The organism is Brachybacterium rhamnosum (assembly GCF_039526185.1).
In the GTDB taxonomy this organism is placed as follows: Bacteria; Actinomycetota; Actinomycetes; order Actinomycetales; family Dermabacteraceae; genus Brachybacterium; species Brachybacterium rhamnosum.
The window spans coordinates 15,121-34,356 of the sequence record NZ_BAAAIS010000006.1 but is presented as its reverse complement, the minus strand read 5'-3'; the positions used below and the strand labels follow the sequence as shown (position 1 = coordinate 34,356).

General features: G+C 73.5%; 18 protein-coding genes. 11 read left to right on the top strand and 7 right to left on the bottom strand.

Annotated features, from left to right (window positions below):
• The first annotated feature begins 456 nt into the window (after positions 1-456).
• Positions 457-1,896, top strand: a complete 1,440-nt coding sequence (locus ABD080_RS16225; protein ID WP_343906429.1) for an HNH endonuclease signature motif containing protein — start codon at positions 457-459, stop codon at positions 1,894-1,896.
• Positions 1,897-1,927: 31 nt separating this feature from the next.
• On the opposite strand, the gene ABD080_RS16220 is transcribed toward ABD080_RS16225, so the two are convergent.
• From ABD080_RS16220 to ABD080_RS16210, 3 genes are all read right to left on the bottom strand, one after another.
• Positions 1,928-2,353 carry a hypothetical protein gene (locus ABD080_RS16220; protein WP_343906427.1) on the bottom strand — a complete coding sequence of 142 codons (426 nt, stop codon included), beginning with the start codon at positions 2,351-2,353 and terminating at the stop codon, positions 1,928-1,930.
• A gap of 171 nt (positions 2,354-2,524) precedes the next feature.
• A complete protein-coding gene (locus ABD080_RS16215; protein ID WP_137771489.1) occupies positions 2,525-3,496 on the bottom strand; it encodes a cation diffusion facilitator family transporter in 972 nt (323 codons plus the stop codon).
• The gene (locus ABD080_RS16210; protein WP_264450110.1) at positions 3,493-3,867 is read right to left on the bottom strand and encodes an ArsR/SmtB family transcription factor; all 375 of its coding nucleotides are present in this window, start codon (positions 3,865-3,867) and stop codon (positions 3,493-3,495) included. The genes ABD080_RS16215 and ABD080_RS16210 overlap by 4 nt, the downstream gene beginning before the upstream one ends.
• A 128-nt stretch (positions 3,868-3,995) precedes the next feature.
• Between ABD080_RS16210 and ABD080_RS16205 the strand changes: the two genes are divergently transcribed.
• On the top strand, positions 3,996-5,558 hold the full coding sequence (locus tag ABD080_RS16205) for a long-chain-fatty-acid--CoA ligase (protein ID WP_343906423.1): 1,563 nt from the start codon (positions 3,996-3,998) through the stop codon (positions 5,556-5,558).
• Between the two features lie 19 nt (positions 5,559-5,577).
• Here the strand turns inward: ABD080_RS16205 and ABD080_RS16200 are convergent, their stop codons facing one another.
• Together ABD080_RS16200 and ABD080_RS16195 are read right to left on the bottom strand one after the other, a co-directional pair.
• Positions 5,578-5,994, bottom strand: coding sequence for a rhodanese-like domain-containing protein (locus ABD080_RS16200; protein WP_137771486.1), 417 nt, complete (start codon positions 5,992-5,994; stop codon positions 5,578-5,580).
• Between the two features lie 74 nt (positions 5,995-6,068).
• The gene (locus ABD080_RS16195) at positions 6,069-7,610 is read right to left on the bottom strand and encodes a DEAD/DEAH box helicase (RefSeq protein WP_343906420.1); all 1,542 of its coding nucleotides are present in this window, start codon (positions 7,608-7,610) and stop codon (positions 6,069-6,071) included.
• A gap of 261 nt (positions 7,611-7,871) precedes the next feature.
• Here ABD080_RS16195 and ABD080_RS16190 point away from each other — a divergent pair, with 261 nt between their 5' ends.
• From ABD080_RS16190 to ABD080_RS16165, 6 genes are all read left to right on the top strand, one after another.
• Positions 7,872-8,876, top strand: coding sequence for a LacI family DNA-binding transcriptional regulator (locus tag ABD080_RS16190; RefSeq protein ID WP_343906418.1), 1,005 nt, complete (start codon positions 7,872-7,874; stop codon positions 8,874-8,876).
• 140 nt (positions 8,877-9,016) lie between these two features.
• Positions 9,017-10,969, top strand: coding sequence for a glycoside hydrolase family 2 protein (locus ABD080_RS16185; RefSeq protein WP_343906416.1), 1,953 nt, complete (start codon positions 9,017-9,019; stop codon positions 10,967-10,969).
• Between the two features lie 224 nt (positions 10,970-11,193).
• Complete coding sequence (locus ABD080_RS16180; RefSeq protein WP_343906414.1) at positions 11,194-12,183, top strand: GNAT family N-acetyltransferase; 990 nt, start codon at positions 11,194-11,196, stop codon at positions 12,181-12,183.
• Positions 12,184-12,283: 100 nt separating this feature from the next.
• On the top strand, positions 12,284-12,661 hold the full coding sequence (locus ABD080_RS16175) for a GntR family transcriptional regulator (protein WP_343906412.1): 378 nt from the start codon (positions 12,284-12,286) through the stop codon (positions 12,659-12,661).
• Positions 12,658-13,554, top strand: coding sequence for an ATP-binding cassette domain-containing protein (locus tag ABD080_RS16170; protein WP_137771480.1), 897 nt, complete (start codon positions 12,658-12,660; stop codon positions 13,552-13,554). The genes ABD080_RS16175 and ABD080_RS16170 overlap by 4 nt, the downstream gene beginning before the upstream one ends.
• The gene (locus ABD080_RS16165) at positions 13,551-14,228 is read left to right on the top strand and encodes a hypothetical protein (RefSeq protein ID WP_343906408.1); all 678 of its coding nucleotides are present in this window, start codon (positions 13,551-13,553) and stop codon (positions 14,226-14,228) included. Before ABD080_RS16170 ends, ABD080_RS16165 begins: the two co-directional genes overlap by 4 nt.
• A gap of 12 nt (positions 14,229-14,240) precedes the next feature.
• Here ABD080_RS16165 and ABD080_RS16160 read toward each other — a convergent pair whose 3' ends face one another.
• Positions 14,241-14,906 (bottom strand): DUF1345 domain-containing protein, encoded by a 666-nt coding sequence (locus ABD080_RS16160; RefSeq protein ID WP_168198127.1) that lies wholly within the window; start codon positions 14,904-14,906, stop codon positions 14,241-14,243.
• 37 nt (positions 14,907-14,943) lie between these two features.
• On the opposite strand from ABD080_RS16160, the gene ABD080_RS16155 reads away from it, so the two are divergent.
• From ABD080_RS16155 to ABD080_RS16145, 3 genes are read left to right on the top strand one after another with little or no spacing between them, the layout of a single operon-like run.
• Positions 14,944-15,924 (top strand): RNase H family protein, encoded by a 981-nt coding sequence (locus ABD080_RS16155; protein WP_343906405.1) that lies wholly within the window; start codon positions 14,944-14,946, stop codon positions 15,922-15,924.
• Positions 15,921-17,129: a DUF418 domain-containing protein gene (locus tag ABD080_RS16150; protein WP_343906403.1), complete on the top strand. Its 1,209-nt coding sequence runs from the start codon at positions 15,921-15,923 to the stop codon at positions 17,127-17,129. Before ABD080_RS16155 ends, ABD080_RS16150 begins: the two co-directional genes overlap by 4 nt.
• Complete coding sequence (locus ABD080_RS16145) at positions 17,126-17,740, top strand: DUF4031 domain-containing protein (RefSeq protein ID WP_343906401.1); 615 nt, start codon at positions 17,126-17,128, stop codon at positions 17,738-17,740. Before ABD080_RS16150 ends, ABD080_RS16145 begins: the two co-directional genes overlap by 4 nt.
• Here ABD080_RS16145 and ABD080_RS16140 read toward each other — a convergent pair.
• The gene (locus ABD080_RS16140) at positions 17,677-19,224 is read right to left on the bottom strand and encodes a sensor histidine kinase (RefSeq protein ID WP_240811158.1); all 1,548 of its coding nucleotides are present in this window, start codon (positions 19,222-19,224) and stop codon (positions 17,677-17,679) included. The genes ABD080_RS16145 and ABD080_RS16140 overlap by 64 nt on opposite strands.
• Between the last annotated feature and the right edge of the window lie 12 nt (positions 19,225-19,236).

The window sequence follows — 19,236 nt, the reverse complement described above, 5'->3', positions numbered from 1 at the left end:
ACTGCCGGTCACATGATGATCGATGCGGTATAGCCGGTCTCGAGGTCGCCGCCATCCACGGTCCTGGGGCTGCTGCCGCTCGCGGCCTGCCCTCGCCGACGCCGCGGATCGTTCCTCCCCCGAGGGTGGTCGTCCACATTCTCGGGTAGGTCGTCGAGAATGCTGGCGATCGGCGAACGGTTGTTCTAAAATGAGGGGAGTGGGGGCAAGGTGAGTTTCATCGTTCTCACTGATTCCGTGCAGTGCGCGAGAGCGCCGGGCAGATGCTTCGGGGAGGAGTGGTGGGTGATGACGGTGACGCGACCGCACGGCTCAACCCCGTCCGATGGCGAGCTCCCCGATCGCGCCGATCACTCCGATCGCTCCGATCGCTCCGATCGCTCCGAGGGGCCCGTCGGGCCCGATCGCGCCGCGCTCTCCCACCGGTTCCGTCGGCCGCCCCGCGGGCGCAGCCATGTGACCGCCGAGAACCTCGCGGCGAAGGGGGATCTCGCGGAGAGCTCGGCGGAGGTCGTGGTCCTCCGCCGTGTCCTCGAGCGGCGCCGCACCGTGCACGCCCACCTCTACATCGAGGAGCTCCGTGACCTCGCCACCCTGTGGGACGGCGCCTCCGGGGACGACGGCGGCAACGGGATCGCCGCCGGGCTGGTGCTGCGGTCCCGGATCGGCCGCGCCACCCGTCGGCTCCACGACGCCTACATCGGGGTCACCGATCTGCCCGCGTGCCTCGCCCGGGTCGAGTCGGGGGACCTGCCCACGGAATGGTTCGACCAGCTCGTCCGCGCCGTGCGCGACCTGCCCGGGGCCCAGCGGCGGCAGGTCGACGAGACCGTCGCGGGGTGGCGGGTCGAGTCGCTGTCCCCGGATCGTTTCCGGACCCTCGTGAAGCACCTCGTGACCTGGCTCGACCCCGAGGTCGGCGCCGGAGGCGACCCCGCATCGCGGCGGGACGTCTTCCTCGAGCACTCGCCCGCACCGGACGGGACCGCGTTCCTCACCATCGTCGGCCCGATCCCGGAGATCCTCGACCTCAGCACGCGTCTGGACCAGGCCGCCCGCTCCGTGCAGGACGCGCAGCGGCACGCCCTCGAGCGGATCGCCGCCGGTAGCCAGGACCGGCAGATCCCCTGGGACCGGGACGGGGAGGTCGCCGCGAGCGGGCGGCCGATGTCGCTGCGGGCACTCCGCTACGTGCTGCTCACGCGCAGCCCGATCGCGACCGACGGGGTCGAGATCCCGTCGATGCCGCTGCGGATGAACCTCACCGTCCCCGTCCTCTCCCTGCTCGGCATGTCGGACGCCCCCGCGACGCTCGAGGGAGTGCATCCGATCCCGATCGACATGGCCCGCACGCTCTGCGCCCGGGCGACCGTGTGGCATCGCGTCCTGACCCATCCGATCACCGGCGAGTTCCTGCCGGTCGCGGCCCAGCAGTACCGGCCCAGCGCGGCGATGATCGAGCACCTGAGGCTCATCGACCCCGTGTGCGCGGTGCCGGGCTGCGATCGCACCGTGCTCCACGTGGGGGAATGGGACCACATCGAGGAGTTCGACCATCTCGATCCCGCCGCGGGCGGCCCCACCTCGCCGGAGAACCTCCACGGGCTCTGCCGGAGCCACCACCGGATGAAGACGGACGGCGCGCTGGACCCCCAGCGCTCCCCGGACGGCACCTCCACGCGGTGGGCTGCCGGCGGCATCGACTGGGTGGACGTCCAGAAGAACTCCGACCTCGTCACCAGCGTCCTCGCCGCGACGTACCAGCGGGTCTGGGACCGGTTCCAGGAGAGGATCCGCGTCGCCGAGGCGATCACCGCGGGCCGGAACGGTCCACCGGGCGATGCCTTCCGCGGTGATGAACCGCCACCACCCACGGAACCCGACCCGCCGTTCTGAGTCGCTGCCCCGCGTCCCGGGACGGTGCGGCTCAGTACCCCGGCGGGCGGTAGCCGGCCGCGGCGTACTGCGCCGCCAGCCGCTCGTTGTGCCGCGAGGCGGCCATGCATCCCCAGATCATGCTCGTGATCCACGCCGCGACCCCGATGAGCGGGACGAAGGCGAAGAGTGCGGCGCCGAAGCCCAGTGTCAGCACCGAGAGGATGCCGATCACGACGACCGCGAGCACGATCGCGCCGAGCGTCACGCCCAGCAGGATCAGCGCGCCCGAGGTCGTCGCGTAGAACATGCCCAGCACCCCGAAGAAGAAGGTGAGCACGAAGGTCACGCCCACGCTCTTCGGCGCCGACCTCATCATCACCGGGGGAGGGCCGTAGGCGGCCGGTGCCGCGTACGGCTGGATCGGCCCGGGATGGAGCGGCGCGTGCTGAGGATGCCCGGCCTGCTGCTGTGGCATGCCGTAGGGCTGCACGACCGGCACGAGCTCGCCCTGCACGACGGGTCCCTGCGGCCGGTGCCCCGCCGCGGATCAGGCGCGATGGGTGAGGTGGTCATGGAATCCCCCTGATGCTCGTCGCTCGGCCGAGATCCCCGCTCGGCGTCCCGGTCACCGTAGGGGACGCGACCGTCAGGCCTGCGGGGGCCGCAGTGCCGTCTCGTCGTCCCCGTGGATCGGGACGTGCGCCTCGGGGATGTCCTCGTAGCTCGCCGGATCGGAGATCGGCTCGAGGTGCGTGAGCACGCGCAGCGACGGCAGAGCCGTCATGAGCTCCGTCTCGAGCTCCTCGATGTAGTCGTGGCCCTGCTTGACCGTCCACTCGTCCGGCACGAGCACGTGCACGTTCATGTAGCGCTCCTGGCCCGCCTCGCGGGTCTGCAGGCCGTGGAAGGTGACCGTGCCGTCGGTGCGACGTCGGAGGATCTCGGTGATGACCTCGTTCTCCTCCTCCGGCAGCGCCTTGTCGAGCAGTCCCGAGACGGATTCCGAGATCAGGCCGACGCCGGTGACGATGATGTTCACGCCCACGAGGAACGCGACGACCGGGTCCAGCCGGTCCCAGCCGGTGATGACCACGAGCGCGACGCCCACGAGCACGCCTGCGCTGGTGACGACGTCGGTCATGAGGTGCTTGCCGTCCGCCCGCAGGGTGATCGAGCGGTGCGTGCGGCCCGCGCGCAGCAGCACCAGGGCGACGCCGCCGTTGACGAGGCTCGCGACGACGCTGATCGCGAGGCCCCAGCCGACGTTCTCGATCGGCCGCGGGTGGATGAAGCGCTCGACGGCGCTCACGAGGATCACGGCCGCCGCCACGAAGATCATGACCCCCTCGACCGCGGCGGAGAAGTACTCGGCCTTCGCGCGGCCGTAGAGGAAGCGCTCCGTCGCGGGACGGATCGCGACCCGCAGGGCGATCAGCGCGACGACGGCGGCGACGAGGTTGACGACGGACTCGGCGGCGTCGGAGAGCAGGCCGACGGAGCCCGTCATGACCCAGGCGCCGGCCTTGAGGGAGATCGTGAGGATCGCGGCGGCGATCGACAGCCACGCGAACCTCGTGAGGTCCACGCGCTCCGAGGCGGGACGGGTGGTGGTGGTCATCGGCGCTCCTTGCGCGGGGGATCGGGGGCGAGCGAGCCGTCGGGGGCGATGTGCTCGAAGATCTGCTCGACGAGCTCCACCACGTGCGGATCGTCCACCGTGTAGTAGCTGTGCCGGCCCTCACGAGTCGCGGAGACGATGCCGGTGAGCCGGAGCTTGCGCAGGTGCTGGCTCGTGGTGGGCAGGCTCAGCCCCACCTTCTCGGCGAGCTCGCCCACGTCGTAGCGGCCCGTGCTCATGAGCTGCACGAGATGCAGCCGGGCCGGGCTCGCGAGCATCGAGAAGGTGTCCGCGGCGGCGGCGAGCTGCGGCTCGGTGGGGCCGCCCGCAGGGGCGGCACCGCTCGGTGCGGGGCGGGGAGGTGTCGGCACGTCGGCCATCCTCCCCGACGTTTCGTCACTCGCGCAACTGACGAATCGTCGGCTGTGGTGGGGCCGACATCGACGCGGCCCCGCTATCGTGTGGCCACCCTGACACCGTCGTCCGTGGAGGAGAACCCGTGTACAACCTCGCCGTCGCCCTCGAGGACAGCGCCCGCACCGTCCCCGACCACCCGGCCCTCGTGCTCGGGGAGACCTCCCTGACCTACGCCCAGGTCGACGCCGCCGCGAACCGGGTCGCCCACCTCCTGGTCTCCCTCGGCGTGGTCCCCGGGGACCGCGTGGTGCTCAGCTGCCCCAATCTCCCGCAGTTCCCGATCGCCTACTTCGGCATCCTCAAGGTCGGCGCCGTCGTCGTCCCCATCAACGTGCTGAGCAAGCCGCGCGAGATCACCTACTTCCTCGACGACGCCGAGGCCGTCGCCGCCCTCTGCTTCGAGGGCACCGAGGAGCTGCCCATCGGCCGCTTCATGGTCGAGGGCGCCCGCGAGGCGGCCCGGCCGCCGCAGGTCGTGCTCATGACGGCGGATCCGGCGACCCCCAGCCCCTACGAGGGCGTGCCCGCCCTCGCCGCGGCCGTCGCCGATCTCCCCACGCGCTTCGAGACCGTCCAGCGCCGCGAGACGGACACCGCCGTCGTGCTCTACACCTCCGGCACCACCGGCCGTCCCAAGGGCGCCGAGCTCAGCCACTCCAACCAGCTGATGAACGCGCTCACCTGCAACCGGCTGTTCGACTCCAAGCCGGGGGCGGACACCCACCTCGTCGCGCTGCCCCTGTTCCACACCTTCGGCGCGACGGTGAACCTCACCTCCGGCTTCTCGCTCGGGGCGACCCTCGTGCTGCTCCCCCGCTTCGACCCGCAGCAGGCTCTCGACCTCCTGCTCGCGCACCGGGTGACCGTCTTCGCCGGCGTCCCCACCATGTGGTGGGCGCTGCTGCGGCAGCTCTCCGCAGGTGGCGGAGAGGGGATCGCTGAGCGTCTCACCGAGCACCTGCGCCTCGGCGTCTCCGGCGGGGCGCCGCTGCCCGTGGAGATCCTGCGCGAGGTGCGCGAGCGCCTCGGCATCTCGATCATGGAGGGCTACGGCCTCTCCGAGACCTCCCCGGTGGCGAGCTTCTCCCTCGCGGACCGCCCCCGCCCCGGCTCGATCGGGCTGCCGGTGTGGGGCGTGGAGATGGACCTCATCGACCCGACGGACCCCGACTGGGGCCGGGTCGAGGGGGCCGACGCGATCGGCGAGATCATCGTGCGCGGCCACAACGTCATGACCGGCTACCTCCGCCGCCCCGAGGAGACCGAGGCCGTCCTCCGCGACGGCTGGTTCCGCACCGGTGACCTGGGCCGGCGCGACGAGGAGGGCTTCTACTACGTCGTGGACCGCTCGAAGGACATGATCGTGCGCGGTGGCTACAACGTGTACCCGCGCGAGGTGGAGGAGGTGCTCATGGGCCACGAGCAGGTCTCCCTCGCCGCCGTGGTGGGCGTCCCCCACGACCGGCTCGGCGAGGAGGTCCGGGCCCACGTGATCCTCGCCGACGGCGCGAGCATCGGCGTCGAGGAGCTGACGGCATGGGCCAAGGAGCAGATGGCGGACTACAAGTACCCGCGCGAGATCGTGCTCGAGACGCAGCTGCCGATGACGGCGACCGGCAAGATCCTCAAGCGCGAGCTGCGTTGAGCACCGGCCGGGCGGGAGGTCAGTCCACGTACCGGTCCGGCTCCGCGGCCACCGGCAGCCCGGCCGCCGCATAGGCGCGGAAGCCGCCGCGCAGGTCCGTCGCCCGGTGGAAGCCGAGCGCCCGCAGGTCCCGCGCCGCGAGCGAGGAGTGATAGCCCTCGTTGCACACCACGACCACCTCGTCGTCGTAGCCCGGACCGCCCGGCATCCGCCATGCGCCCTGCGGGTCCAGGCGCCACTCGAGGACGAGCCGCTCCACGACCACCGCCCCCGGGATGTGACCCTCCGGCTCCCGGGTCACGGCCGAGCGCACGTCGAACACGTGGGCGCCGCGCGCGATCGCCGCGGGCAGCGCCTCCGGCTCGACGGGGCTCGCGCCGGCGCGGGCCTCGGCGAGGACCTGGTCGATCGAGCGGGGCGGGGTCTGCTGCGGCATGCCGCCCACCATAGGGGAACGGCCTCGGGCCGGTGGCGGTGCCACCGGCCCGAGGCCGTTCGTGCGAGGTCGGGTCAGCGACCGCGACCGGAGGAGAAGGCCGCGAGGCCGCCGCTCGGCCGCTCGCCGCTCGAGGTCGAGTAGACGCCGGAGGAGCCGCCCTGGCGACCGCCCGAGCGTCCCTGACCGCCGGAACGGCCCTGGCCGCCGGAGCGTCCGCGACCGCCGGAGCGACCGCTCTGCTCGCCGTCGCCGCGACCACCATGCTCACGATCGCCGCCCTGGCCGCGACCGCCGCGACCGCGACCGCGACCGCCGCCCTGACCGCGACCGCCCTGACCACGGCCGCCGCCCTGGCCGCGACCGCCGCGACCGCCCTGGCCGCCACCGGAGGAGGCCTGCTGCGGCTGCTCGCCGGAGGGCGCCTCGACGGGGGAGTCGGAGATGATGCGCTCGCCCGGGGCGAGGTCGCGCAGCACGTCGCTGCTCACGCGGACGCCCTGGTGGTGCGTCGGGCGGATGTTCGCCTTCCGCATGAGGTCGTGGACGTCCTTCTTCTGGTCCGGCGTCTGCACCGTGATGACGGTGCCGCTCTCGCCCGCGCGGGCCGTGCGGCCCGAGCGGTGCAGGTACGCCTTGTGCTCGACCGGCGGATCGGCGTGGACCACGAGGCCCACCTCGTCCACGTGGATGCCGCGCGCGGCGATGTCGGTGCACACGAGCGCCGAGGCGGTGCCGTCGCTGAAGGCCTCGAGGTTGCGGGTGCGGGCGCCCTGGGAGAGGTTGCCGTGGAGCTCCACGGCGCCCACGCCCTGGGCGCGCAGCTTGCGGGCCATGTTCTTCGCCCCGTACTTGGTGCGGGTGAACATGATGGTGCGGCCGGGGGCGGCGGCGAGGTCGCGCAGCACGTCGAAGCGGTCGTTCGCGGCCACCTCGAGCACGTGGTGCTCCATGGTGCCCACGGGGCTCGTCGCCGGATCCGCGGAGTGGGTGACGGGCTCGTGCAGGAACTCCTTGACGAGCTTGTTCACGCCGGAGTCGAGGGTCGCGGAGAACAGCATCCGCTGGCCCTTCTTCGGGGTCGCGGCGAGGATGCGGCGCACCATCGGCAGGAAGCCCATGTCGGCCATGTGGTCGGCCTCGTCGATGACGGTGATCTCGACGCCGCCGAGGTCCGCGTGGCCCTGGCCCATGAGGTCCAGGAGGCGGCCCGGGCAGGCGATGAGCACGTCGACGCCGCCGGCGAGCGCCTGCACCTGCGGGTTCTGACCCACGCCGCCGAACACGACGGTGCTGCGGAGGCCCACGGCCTTCTCGAGCGGTCGCAGCGACTCGGCGATCTGGGAGGCCAGCTCGCGGGTGGGAGCGAGGATCAGGGAGCGGGGGCGGCGCGCGGAGCGGCGACGCGGGTCGGCGAGCAGCCGCGCGACGAGCGGCAGCAGGAAGGCGTAGGTCTTGCCGGAACCGGTGCGGCCACGGCCCAGCAGGTCGCGGCCGGCGAGGGAGTCCGGCAGCGTGGAGGACTGGATGGGGGTGGGGGTCGTGATGCCCTGCGGGGCGAGGGCGGCGACGAGGTCGGCGGGGACGCCGAGCTGGGCGAAGTCGGGGGAGGTCAACGGGTATCCGTTCTGGAGGTTCGTTCCGCCCGGCGCGCAGCGGCCCGGCGCGTCAGGGAAGGGATCTCCGGGACGCGGCCTCCGGCCGGCGCTGTCACCACCGCGTGCGGGTGGGACCTGTGCCGCGGCGGGAGGACGGCACGCTCCATCGACTCTAGGCCCTGCGACGCCCCAGGTCACCGGAGCGGCCCCCGCTTGTGACATATCCGTGCGGCCCACCGCTCATGGGATGATTCCGGCAGCACGAACGAGGAGGCCGACGTGGCGCGCAGGGTGAGCATCAAGGACGTGGCGCAGCGCGCCGGGGTGTCCTGGAAGACCGTCTCGAACGTCGTCAACGAGCGGCCGGTGGTGCGGGCGGAGACCCGTGACCGGGTGCTCGCGGCGATCGACGAGCTGGGCTACGTGCCCAACGCCCTGGGTCGTGACCTGCGCGGCGGCCCCACGCGCACGCTCTCCCTCGTCGTGCCGGAGCTGCAGAACCCGTACTTCGCCCGCCTCGCCGAGCGCATGCAGTCCGCCGCCCGTGAGCGTGGCTGGACGGTGAGCGTCGAGGTGTCCCTGCACAGCCCGGAGACGGAGCTCGCCCACGTGCGCGGCCTCGTGCGCCGGCCCGTGGACGCCGTCGTCATCTCGCCCTCGGCGCTGGACCCCTCGGTGCTCCCGCACCGCGAGGGCGGGCCGCGCCTCGTGCTGCTGGGGGAGCTGCTGCCCGCCTCCCGCGAGGTCACCCACGTGGTGATCGACAACGCCGCCTCCGCGGCCGACGTGGTCCGTCATCTCGTCGCCGAGGGCCGCTCGCGGCTGCTGTTCCTCGGCGCCGAGTCCGCGGTGCGGTCGACGGCGACGGACCGTCTGGCGGGCTTCCGGGCGGCGGTGCGCTTCGCGGAGCTCCACCCCGATCAGCAGCTGCAGCGGGAGGCCCCGGGCTGGACCCGCGAGGCGGGGCGGGACGCGCTGCTCGCCGTGCTCGAGGATGGCCTGCGCTTCGACGCCGTGATCGGCGGCAACGACCTGCTCGCGCTCGGCGCGCTGCATGCGCTGCAGGAGCGCGGGCTGCGGGTCCCGGAGGACGTGGCCGTCGTGGGCTGGGACGACATCGCGGAATCCGCCTGGTCGCGACCGGGGCTGACGACGATCGCCCCGGACCTCGACGCCCTCGTCGACGCGGCCCTCGACGCGGCCCTCGCGGAGGACGGCGCGGGCACCGAGCGGATCGTGGCGCACCGGCTGGTGGTGCGCGGCTCGAGCAGCGCCGGCGCCTGAGCGGGCGCCCTGGACGGCGGCGCCGCCGTCGGCCCCAGTCCACGCCGGGATTCCCACGTTGCAATCCTGTGGCGGTTGCGGTGGAATGGTCCCCGGCGTCACCCGCACGCCCCCGATCACCGTCGATCCCAGGAGTCCTCGTGACCACCACCCCCGCCCTGCCCGAGCAGCTGGCCGCTCTCTTCGCCCGGGCGGACGCCCTCGCCTCCGCGCTCGACGCCCCGCTCTCCGAGGCGGCCGACGTCCCGCGCCCCGAGCACCCGCGCCCCCAGTTCCACCGGGCCGCCTGGCTGAACCTCAACGGCACCTGGCAGTTCGAGATCGACCGCGGCGACACCGGTCGCGAGCGCGGACTGATCGAGCGCGAGCTCGAGCGCACCATCACCGTCCCCTTCGCCCCGGAGACCGCCGCCTCCGGGATCGGCGAGCGGGAGTTCCTCGAGGCCGTCTGGTACCGCCGCACGATCACGGTCCCCGCCACCTGGGAGGGGCTGCGGCCCGTCCTCCACCTCGGCGCCGTCGACCACGACGCGACGATCTGGGCGAACGGCCAGGAGGTCGCCCGCCACCGCGGCGGCTTCACCTCCTTCGGCGTCGACCTCTCGACCGTCCCCGGTGTGGGCCCCGGCGCCGAGGTCACCCTCGTGATCCGCGCCCGCGACCCGCGCGACGCGGCCCAGGCCCGCGGGAAGCAGTCCACCTGGTTCCGCCCCACGCACGCCAACTACCCCCGCACCACCGGGATCTGGCAGACGGTCTGGCTCGAGGGCGTCCCCGCGCACGAGATCCGCACCGTGCGCATCACCCCGTCGCTCGCCTCGCACTCCTTCGCTCTCGACGTGCCCCTGAACCGCGCCGTCCCCGGCACGAGCATCGAGGTGGTCGCGAGCGAGCCCGGCGGCGGCGAGATCGCCCGCACGAGCGTCCGCGCCGACCTCGACCTCGCGCCCCACCTCGAGCTCACCATCCCCGAGGACGCCGTGCGCCTCTGGGGCCCCGGCACCCCCGAGCTCTACGCGCTGACCCTCACGCTGTGCGGGGCCGACGGCGCCGTGATCGACGAGGTCTCCTCCTACGCGGGTCTGCGCTCCACCACGCTGAGCGGCCACGAGTACCGCATCAACGGCGAGAAGGTCTTCCAGCGCCTGGTCCTCGACCAGGGCTACTGGGAGGAGACCTTCATGACCACCCCGGAGGACTCCGCCTTCACGACCGACATCCGCCTCGCCCTCGAGGCCGGGTTCAACGGCGCCCGCCTGCACCAGAAGGTCTTCGAGGAGCGCATGCACTTCTGGGCGGACCTCCACGGCTACCTCACCTGGGGCGAGTTCGGCGACTGGGGCGTCTCCGGCCGCGGGCCCGACGGCGACAACCAGCAGCCCACCGCCTCCTTCATCGGGCAGTGGGTCGAGGCCGTCTCCCGCGACCGCAACCACCCCTCGATCATCGGCTGGTGCCCGCTGAACGAGACCCACCAGCTGCTCCACGACCGCCTCACCCAGCTCGACGACGTCACCCAGGCGATGTACGACGCGACCAAGCTCGCCGACCCCACCCGCCCCGTGCTCGACGCCTCCGGCTACTCCCACCGCGTGCGCGGGGCGGACGTCTACGACTCCCACTCCTACGAGCAGGACCCGGAGCGCTTCCGCGTCGAGCAGGCGGGCCTCGCCGAGGGGAAGCCCTTCGCGAACCGCCGCGACCTGGGCCCGGACGACTACCCCTACGCCGACGGCGGCTTCTCCCTGCCCTACGCCGGCCAGCCCTACTTCGTCTCCGAGTACGGCGGCATCTGGTGGAACGAGGAGGAGGCCCGCCGGGCCGCGGAGGCGGAGCGCGCGGGGAACAATGCCGCCGAGTCCTGGGGCTACGGCCAGCGCATCGCCTCCGAGGAGGAGCTCTACGAGCGCTTCGAGGGCCTCACCCGTGTGCTGCTCGAGGACCCGCGCATGTTCGCCTACTGCTACACGCAGATGACGGACGTCTTCCAGGAGAAGAACGGCATCGTCGACTTCGAGCGCGGCCGCAAGCTCGACCTCGCCCGGCTCCGCGCCGTGCAGGAGAAGGCCGCCGCGTACGAGCAGGAGGGCTGAGCCCGGGGGCGGGGCTCTCCCTCGTCTCCCTCGTCTTCACCACCATCACGAATCTGCTCAGCCGGGAGCAGCAGGGGGCCTGCTTCCGCAACGCCGACGCGCCGCTCGCCCGGCTTCAGCGGGAGTCGCGCTGGGCAGACTGGGACGCTCCGCCTTCACCGCGGACTCCCGCAGCCATGTGAGCGTCGACAGGAAGCCGGCGAAGGGCTCCCTAGACTGAGCCGGTGAACGTCGCCGACGCCCCCGTGACCTGGTCCGCCCTGAGCGCCGCGGACGTGCCCGCGCTGACCGCCCTGCTCAACGAGATCGACCGCCACGACGAGCTCGGCGAACCCGTCGAGGAGCCGAGCATGCACGAATGGCTCCGCACCCCGCGGCTCGACCTCGAGCATGACACTGTCGCCGTGCGCGCGGGCGAGGAGCTGATCGGCTTCGGGCTCGTCACCGTCTCCGCCGCGCCGGACCGCGACGGTCGTGCCCGCGTCCAGCTGAGCGGCGGCGTGCACCCTTCCCACCGGCGCCGAGGTCACGGCACCGGGATCCTCGGGCGGATCGAGACCCGCGGCGCGGCGATCGCCGCCGAGCGGCACCCGGGCGTCCCGGCCGTGCTGCGCACGGGTGGTGGCCGGGACCCCCGCTCCGGCGGCGACGCGGGCACCGGCGGGGCCGACGTCCGCCCCGTGCTCGAGCGGCGCGGCTACCGCCGGGTGCGCTCCTGGCTCGAGATGGAGCGCGGGCTCCCCGGCGTCGTCCTCGAGGTGCCCGCCCCGGAGGGCGTGGAGCTCGTGGCCCCGTCCGCGGAGCGCAGCGAGGCCGTGCGCCTCGCCCACGTCGCCGCCTTCGCCGACCACTGGGGCTCCACGCCGATCGACGCCGAGACCTGGCAGCTGTGGACCACCTCGCACACCGCGCGCCCGCAGCACAGCACGATCGCCGTGGACGCCGATGGCACCGTCCTCGCCTACGCGATCACCTCCGAGGACCGTCCCGGCGTGCTGCACGTCGCCCTCGTCGGCACCCGGCCCGAGGCCCGCGGGAGAGGACTCGCCCGCGCCGTCCTCGCCCGCACCCTCGCCTCCGGCGCGGAGGCCGGTTTCACGGGCGCGCAGCTCGAGGTGGACGCCGAGTCCCTCACCGGCGCGACCCGGCTGTACGACGCCGTCGGCTTCCGCCGCGCCCACGTCTACGCGACCTACGAGCGCCCCGTCGGCTGAGGTCCGGCCCGTGCCGCACGATGCCGCTTGACGGAACCGCTCTCACTGTTCATAGTGTCTATGAACAGTGAGAGCGCTTGGCGGGGGCGGGGTGAGGGGCATGCATATCCAGCTCGACCCCTCTGCGCCCGAGCCCCTCTTCGAGCAGATCCGTGCCCGCCTGGCCGAGGCGATCCTGCGCGGTGACCTCGCCCCGGGGGAGGCGCTGCCTTCGATCCGGGTGCTCGCGCGCGACCTCCGGGTCAGCGTCATCACCACGACCCGCGCCTACAACGAGCTCGTGGCCGACGGCCTCGCCGACGCCGTGCGCGGCAAGGGCGTCTTCGTGCGCGCCCAGGCCGAGGACGAGCTCCGCGAGCGCGCGCTCGAGCGCATCGACGCCGCCTTCGCCGACGCAGCCCGCACCGCCCGCACCGCCGGGATCCCCTCACCCGAGCTCCGGGACCGTCTCGCGCGGGCCCTCGAGGAGGAGCGATGACCCCCACCCCCGCCGTCCGTGTCGAGCACCTCGCCGTGGACCTCCCGCATCTCCGCAACAGGTTCCACGACCCCACCCGCGCCCTCGAGGACGCCGACCTCCACGCCCCCGAGGGCATGATCACCGCGCTCGTCGGCTCCAACGGGGCAGGGAAGACCACGCTGCTGCGTGCGCTCGTCGGCGCCGTGCGCCCCGTCGCCGGCACGATCGAGGTGCTGGGCAGCACGGTCGGGCCGGCCGAGCTGCCCGCCCCTCCCGGCGTCGCACTGGTCCCCGACGAGCCCCTCCTCCCCGGGGAGTGGCACGCCCGGGACGTCGTCGCCCTGCATCGCCGACTCGGCGACGACTTCGACGGGCAGGCCTTCCTCGAGATGCTGGGCAGCAACGGGATCCGCCCAAAGGCCATGATCCGCTCGCTCTCCGCGGGCCGGGCCACGATCTTCTCCCTCGCCCACGCACTCGCGACAGGCCCCCGGCTGCTGCTCCTCGACGAGCCGCTCGCCCGGCTCGACCCGCTCGCCCGGGCGACGCTGATCGACCTGCTCCGCGACCTCCTCGCCGAGGACCCCTCGCGTTCGATCGTCCTGTCGACCCACGATCTCGAGGGGATGGACCGCTTCGCCGACCACCTGATGGTGCTCCATGCGGGACGGACCGTGCTCGAGGGCGCCGTGGACGAGCTGCTCGAGGAGCACGTCGTCGCGACCTCCCCCATGGCCTCCGAGGCACCGCCGGGGACCAGGCCGCTCGGGGCGAGCGGCGCCGCGGAGCTGCTGATGCGCAGCGAGGACGCCGTGGGATTGCCGTCGAGGACCGCCCTGCGCACCCCGGACCTCGGGGAACTGGTCCGGCTCACCCTCGCCGCGCGCACCACCACCGGAGCCGTCCGATGACCACGACCGCACCGCGCACCGCGCGTCACGAGTCCCCGTCCCTCCGCGCCCTCCGGCTCGACCTCGTCCTCCAGCGTCCCGTCCTGTGGTTCGGCGGCGCGCTCGCCCTCGTGGTGCTGCTGCTCGCCCTCGGCGGCATCGCATTCGTGGGGGTCGTGCCGATCCTCATGGCGGTGGGCGTCCCGGTCGCCTTCGGGGCGCGGGAGCCGCTGCGCGAGGCCGCCCTGCGCGGGAGCCTCGGGATCGGCCGGGCCGCCCACGCGCGCGCCCGCACCGGGCTGGTCCTCGCCCTGCAGCTCCTCCTGCTGGCGCTCGCGGCGATCGTGATCCTCCTGCACGCGCACCATGCCCCGTACGACGACGCGATCGTCACCCGGCCCCTCGGACCGGATGCGGTCATGTGGGCGGGGGCCGTGCTGTGGTCCCACATCTGGGTGGGCCGGGACGCGCTGCACCACTCCTCGACGGTGCTCTGGGCCCGCGCGAGCATCTCCTACGCCTGCTTCTACGTCGCCGCGATGGTCGGCATGGGCATCCCGGTGGTGGTGGCGGGACTGCTCGGAGCCGGGGTCTTCGCGGTCCCGATCGGGACCGCGATCGGGGCGGTGGTCGTGCTCGGCGGCGCCCTCGCCGTGCTGCGGTGGCGCTCGCGGGTCTGGGCCCGCACCGCCTGAGCCGGGGAGCGCTCAGCCCGCCGGGCTGAAGAAGCCCGCCACGAGGTTCACCGCCGCGGCCAGCAGGATCGTGCCGAAGGCGAAGGAGATCACCGCGTGGCGCCACGCGATCATGCGGATCGCGCGGTCGGAGACGTCGTTGTCGGTGACGCCGTAGGTCATGCCGATCGCGTAGCTGAAGTAGAGGAAGTCTCCGAAGGTCGGGGCGTCGGCACCTTCCTGGTCGACGTCCTGATGGAAATCGATGCCCGACTCCTCGAGGTAGTACCGGTAGGCGTAGTGCAGGGCGTAGGTCTGCTGGATGCAGGCCCAGGCGCCGAACACCCCCACGAGCGTGATCACCGAGCCGATCGTGCTGACGGCCGCGCCGCCCGCCCCGAGGTGCAGGGTCACCATCGTGATCACGGCGAGCACGCACAGCGCCGCGACGAGCGCCTCGTCGGCGACCGGCCGCAGGTCCTCGCGGCGGGCGTTCGCACGAGTCCTCTCGGCGTCCATCGGCAGGACCGCCGCGAGCGAGGACACGAGGAACACGACCTCCGCCACGGTCACCCCGGTCATCGCGGCGAGTGCCGGACCGGCGAGCAGTCCCGTCAGGACCGCGGCGACGGCACCGATCAGGGCGCTGCCGAGCAGGCGGCGGCGCGGGGAATGCCACAGCGACGACAGCGTGCTCACGGCGGGTGTCCCTCCTGGCTGTGGAACGATGGCGGCCATGACGATCACCGCTGCGGCCGACGGCTCCGCCCTCGGCAACCCCGGTCCCGCCGGCTGGGCCTGGTACATCGACGAGGGTACGTGGCGCGCGGGCGGCTGGCCCCACGGCACGAACAACATGGGCGAGCTCAAGGCCGTCCTCGACCTCCTCGAGGCGACGGCGGTGGACGCCGATCAGCACCTGCACGTGCTGTGCGACAGCCAGTACGTCATCAACTCCGTGACGAAGTGGATGCCGGGCTGGAAGCGCAAGGGCTGGCGCAAGAAGGACGGCAAGCCCGTCATGAACGTCGAGCTGCTGCAGGCGATCGACCGCGCCCTCGTGGGCCGCAGCGTCGAGTTCGAATGGGTCAAGGGCCACGCCGGCCATGCGATGAACGAGGCGGCGGACCGCCGCGCCAACGCCGCCGCGACTGCCTACTCCAAGAAGCAGGATCCGGAGGTCGGCCCCGGCTACCGGGGTGCGGGCGGAGGGCCGACGGCGGCTCGCGTCGGCCCCGCGTCCGCCCCCGCAGCGCCCGCTGCGCCCGCGGTGGACGACCTCTTCAGCCTCTTCGACGAGGCAGGACCCGGCGACGCCCCCGCCCCGCCTGCCCACTGCGGCGCCCCCGAGGGCACGGGCCCGGACCCGACCCTCGGCACCGCCCTCGAGCAGGTCACCGCCCACGAGCTCGCCCTGCTCGACGACCGCCTGCGCTCCGACCCGCCGAGCGCCGCCGCCCTCCTGCACCCCCGGTTCTCGGAGATCGGCGCGAGCGGCCGCGCCTGGACCCGCGAGGAGATCCTCGAGGAGATCGGCCCGCTCCAGGGCGTCGAGGCGGAGGACCTCGTGGCCGACGAGATCGCCCCCGGCGTGGTCCTGCTGACCTTCACGACCCGCGACGCCGACGGCGCACGGGTGCTGCGCAGCTCGCTCTGGCTGCGTGAGGGGGACCGCTGGCTGCTGCGCCACCACCAGGGCACCCCCGCCGCCCGGTGAGCGTCGGCTCGGTCCCGCTCGCGCAGCGCGCGGCCGGGCCGGACCTCGCCCGCGGCGCGGCACTCCTGGGCATCGCCCTCGCCAACACCGTCGGCTGGCTCCACGGCGACCGCTGGACGGTGCTGCTGAAGCAGACCCACGCCTCCGCCGGGGACCGCGCCGTGGACGTGCTCGTCGCCCTGCTCGCGGACAACCGCGGCTTCCCCCTGTTCGCGCTGCTCTTCGGCTACGGGATCGGCATCATGCACCGCCGGTCCCTCGCGGCGGGGGAGCGGCCGGGCCGCTTCGCCCTGCGCATGCTGCGCCGCTTCACGGTGCTCGGCGCGATCGGCATGCTCCACGCGATCCTGCTGTTCAGCGGGGACATCCTCGTCTCCTACGCGGTGATCGGCACCGCCTGCGCCCTGCTCGCGACCCGGGGCCGCCTCGCCCTGCTGCTCGCGGCCATGGTCTGCCTCGCCCCGCTCGGGCTCTGGGGCTGGGTCGACGCGACCATCGCCCTCGGCGGCGGGGACGGCTACCCGACCGCCGCGGCGGGCAGCTGGGGCGAGGGCGTCACGCTTCGCGCGCACGAGGCGCTGCGCTCCCTCGCCTTCGCCCTCGTCGAGCAGATCGGGCTGCTCGCGCCGATGGCGCTCGGCGCGGTGGCCGCCTCGCTCCGGCTGCTGGAGCTGCCCCGCGAGAACGTCGACCAGCTGCGGACGCTCGCCCGCTGGGGCGTGCTCGTGGGCCTCGCGGGCGCCGTCCCGCTCACCGCCGTGCTCGTCCTCGACCCGCGGCAGGAGGTGCTGGGCGACGAGGTGGTGCTCGGCGTTCTCGGGGTGCTGCACCAGGTCAGCGGGCTCGCCGGGGCGGTCGGCGCGGCGGCGCTGTGCGCACTGGTCGCGGATCGGTGGGGGAGGAGCCGCGCGCTCACCGCGCTCACCGCCCTCGGGGCGACGGCCCTCAGCGCCTACGTCGCGCAGTCGCTCGCCGCCTCCCTGCTCTTCCCGCCGTACATGCTCGACCTCGGCGCACGGCTCGGCTCCGCCGGCGCCTCCGCGATCATGGCGCTCACGTGGCTCGTGACCCTGCTGGCGGCGGCGGCCTGGCATCGCACGGGCCGCCGCGGACCGCTCGAGGCGGTGCTGCGCCGCCTCGCCGGGTCCGCCACGCCCGCCGGCGCCCGTCGGAGCGCCGATGCGAGTAGCGTCGGCGCACGATGACCGTCCTCGCCGACACCCCGCGCTGGCCCCGCCACGGCTTGCTCTGGGGGCACCTGATCTCCGATGCCTCCCTCGAGGAGCTGCACGCGGCGGCGGCACGCTGCGGCCTGACGCCGCGCGCCTTCGACCTCGACCACTACGACTGGCCCGAGTCCGCCCGCGGGGACCTCGAGGCGGCCGGCGTGCGCTTCGTGAGCGCCGGGGAGCTCACCCGGGCGCTCCTGCGGTCGGGGCTGCGCGTGCCGCTGCGGGACCGGGCCGCCGCCCGTGCCCGGCGCACCGCCGAGCACGCCGCGGACCTCGGCCTCGAGATGGTGCCGACGGATCTCGTGCTCGGTCCGATCGGCCATGCGGATCCGCTGCCCCCGGCAGGTCAGGCACCGGCCGGCGCGTTCCGGCTCTCGCAGGAGGCGCCGGGCGGCGCGCCCCGCGTCGAGGCGCACGACGCCGCCGGCCGGCAGGCCGCGCAGGAGATGCTCGCCCTGCTCGACGCACACACCCGGGACCGGGGCGCGCCGGGCTTCACCGGGCAGGTGCTGAGCCTGTCTCAGGACTCGCGGCCGGGATCCTCGGAGTCGGCGGACGGGGAGTCGGTGAGCGGGCGCACCTGATCCGGGGTCGAGAGGTGCTCCTCGTCCACGGTCGCCGCCTGCAGCTCCACCCAGAAGGTCGCGCCGCCGCCGGCGGTCTCCATGACCCCGATCGTGCCGCCGTGCTGCTGCACGATCGTCGCCGCGATCGAGAGGCCGAGCCCTGCGCCGCCGCCCTGGGACGCGATGCGCACCCGCGAGGAGTCGGTGCGGTAGAAGCGCTCGAAGACCTTCTCCCGCTGGTCCGCCTCGATGCCGTCGCCGTGGTCGCGCAGCTCGAGCCGCACGGTGCCGCGGGTCGTGGTGCCCGCCGCGATCTCCACGGGGGAGCCCTTGGGCGTGTGCCGGTTCGCGTTGCCCACGAGGTTGAGGATCACCTGGCGCAGGGACGCCTCGTCGCCGAGCACGCCCACGCTCTGGTGCGGGGAGACCGGCAGCGGCACCCCGGCGAGGTTCACGACCATGACCTGGCGGCTCGGGTCCAGCGCCCGGAGGTCCTGGGCGGCGTCGAAGAGCGCGTCGGAGAGGTCCACGGGGGCGAGGTCCAGCGTCGGGTTCTCGTCGAGCCGGGCCAGGCGCAGCAGGTTCTCCACGAGGGAGCCCATGCGGCGGGCCTCGTCCTCGATGCGGCGCATCGCCTGGGCGACGTCCTCGTCCGAGCGCAGGGCGCCCATCCGGTACAGCTCGCCGAAGCCGCGGATCGCCGCGAGCGGGGTGCGCAGCTCGTGGGAGGCGTCCCCCACGAAGCGGCGCATCTTCGCCTCGTTGCGCGTCGCGTGCTCCTCCGAGTCCGACTGCGCGGCGAAGGCCTGCTCGATGCGCACGAGCATCTCGTTCAGGGAGATCGCGAGGGCGTGCACCTCGAGGCTCGTGTCGGTGACGGGCACACGGCGCGAGAGGTCGCCGCCGGCGATCTGGGAGGCGGTCGCCTCGACGTCCTGCAGCGGCTCGAGGGAGCGGTGCGCCATGTAGCCGCCGAGCCCCATGCCCGCGAGCACCACGAGGGTCCCCACGAGCACGATGATCAGGGCCATCTCGTGCATGGTGCGGTCCACGCCCGTGAGCGGCAGCGCCACGTAGACGGTGCCGCCGTCGGGCCCCGTGTTGACCATCGCCGCGACCCGCCAGCGGTTCTCGGCGGAGTCCAGCACGGTGAACGGCTTCCCGCCGCGGTCCAGGATCTGCTGGTCCGTGAGCTGCGGGAAGGTGACCGTGACGTCGTCGTCGTTGTAGAGGAAGACCTCGTGGACGATCGACTCGCCCTGCTCGTTGCGGATCTCCACCGCGTACTCGACGGGGATGTACCCGGAGCGCGCGGACGGATCGTCCTCGGAGATCTCCTTCTGCGCGAGGGAGAGCATCTCGCCCATGCCGGAGTGCAGGTTCGAGTCGACCGACTGGATCAGGGTCCGGTTCAGGAGGAACAGCGAGAGGCTGCCCGTGATGACCGTCCCCGCCACGAGCAGCAGGGAGATGAGCGCGACGATCCGCGTCCAGAGGGACACCGGTCGCTGCGC

Bases quoted from the DNA above. Each gene is read 5' to 3' on its own strand.
- ABD080_RS16220 (WP_343906427.1), bottom strand. From the start codon at position 2,353: ATGCCACAGCAGCAGGCCGGGCATCCTCAGCACGCGCCGCTCCATCCC.
- ABD080_RS16215 (WP_137771489.1), bottom strand. From the start codon at position 3,496: ATGACCACCACCACCCGTCCCGCCTCGGAGCGCGTGGACCTCACGAGG.
- ABD080_RS16200 (WP_137771486.1), bottom strand. From the start codon at position 5,994: ATGCCGCAGCAGACCCCGCCCCGCTCGATCGACCAGGTCCTCGCCGAG.
- ABD080_RS16175 (WP_343906412.1), top strand. From the start codon at position 12,284: ATGCATATCCAGCTCGACCCCTCTGCGCCCGAGCCCCTCTTCGAGCAG.
- ABD080_RS16170 (WP_137771480.1), top strand. From the start codon at position 12,658: ATGACCCCCACCCCCGCCGTCCGTGTCGAGCACCTCGCCGTGGACCTC.
- ABD080_RS16165 (WP_343906408.1), top strand. From the start codon at position 13,551: ATGACCACGACCGCACCGCGCACCGCGCGTCACGAGTCCCCGTCCCTC.
- ABD080_RS16155 (WP_343906405.1), top strand. From the start codon at position 14,944: ATGACGATCACCGCTGCGGCCGACGGCTCCGCCCTCGGCAACCCCGGT.
- ABD080_RS16145 (WP_343906401.1), top strand. From the start codon at position 17,126: ATGACCGTCCTCGCCGACACCCCGCGCTGGCCCCGCCACGGCTTGCTC.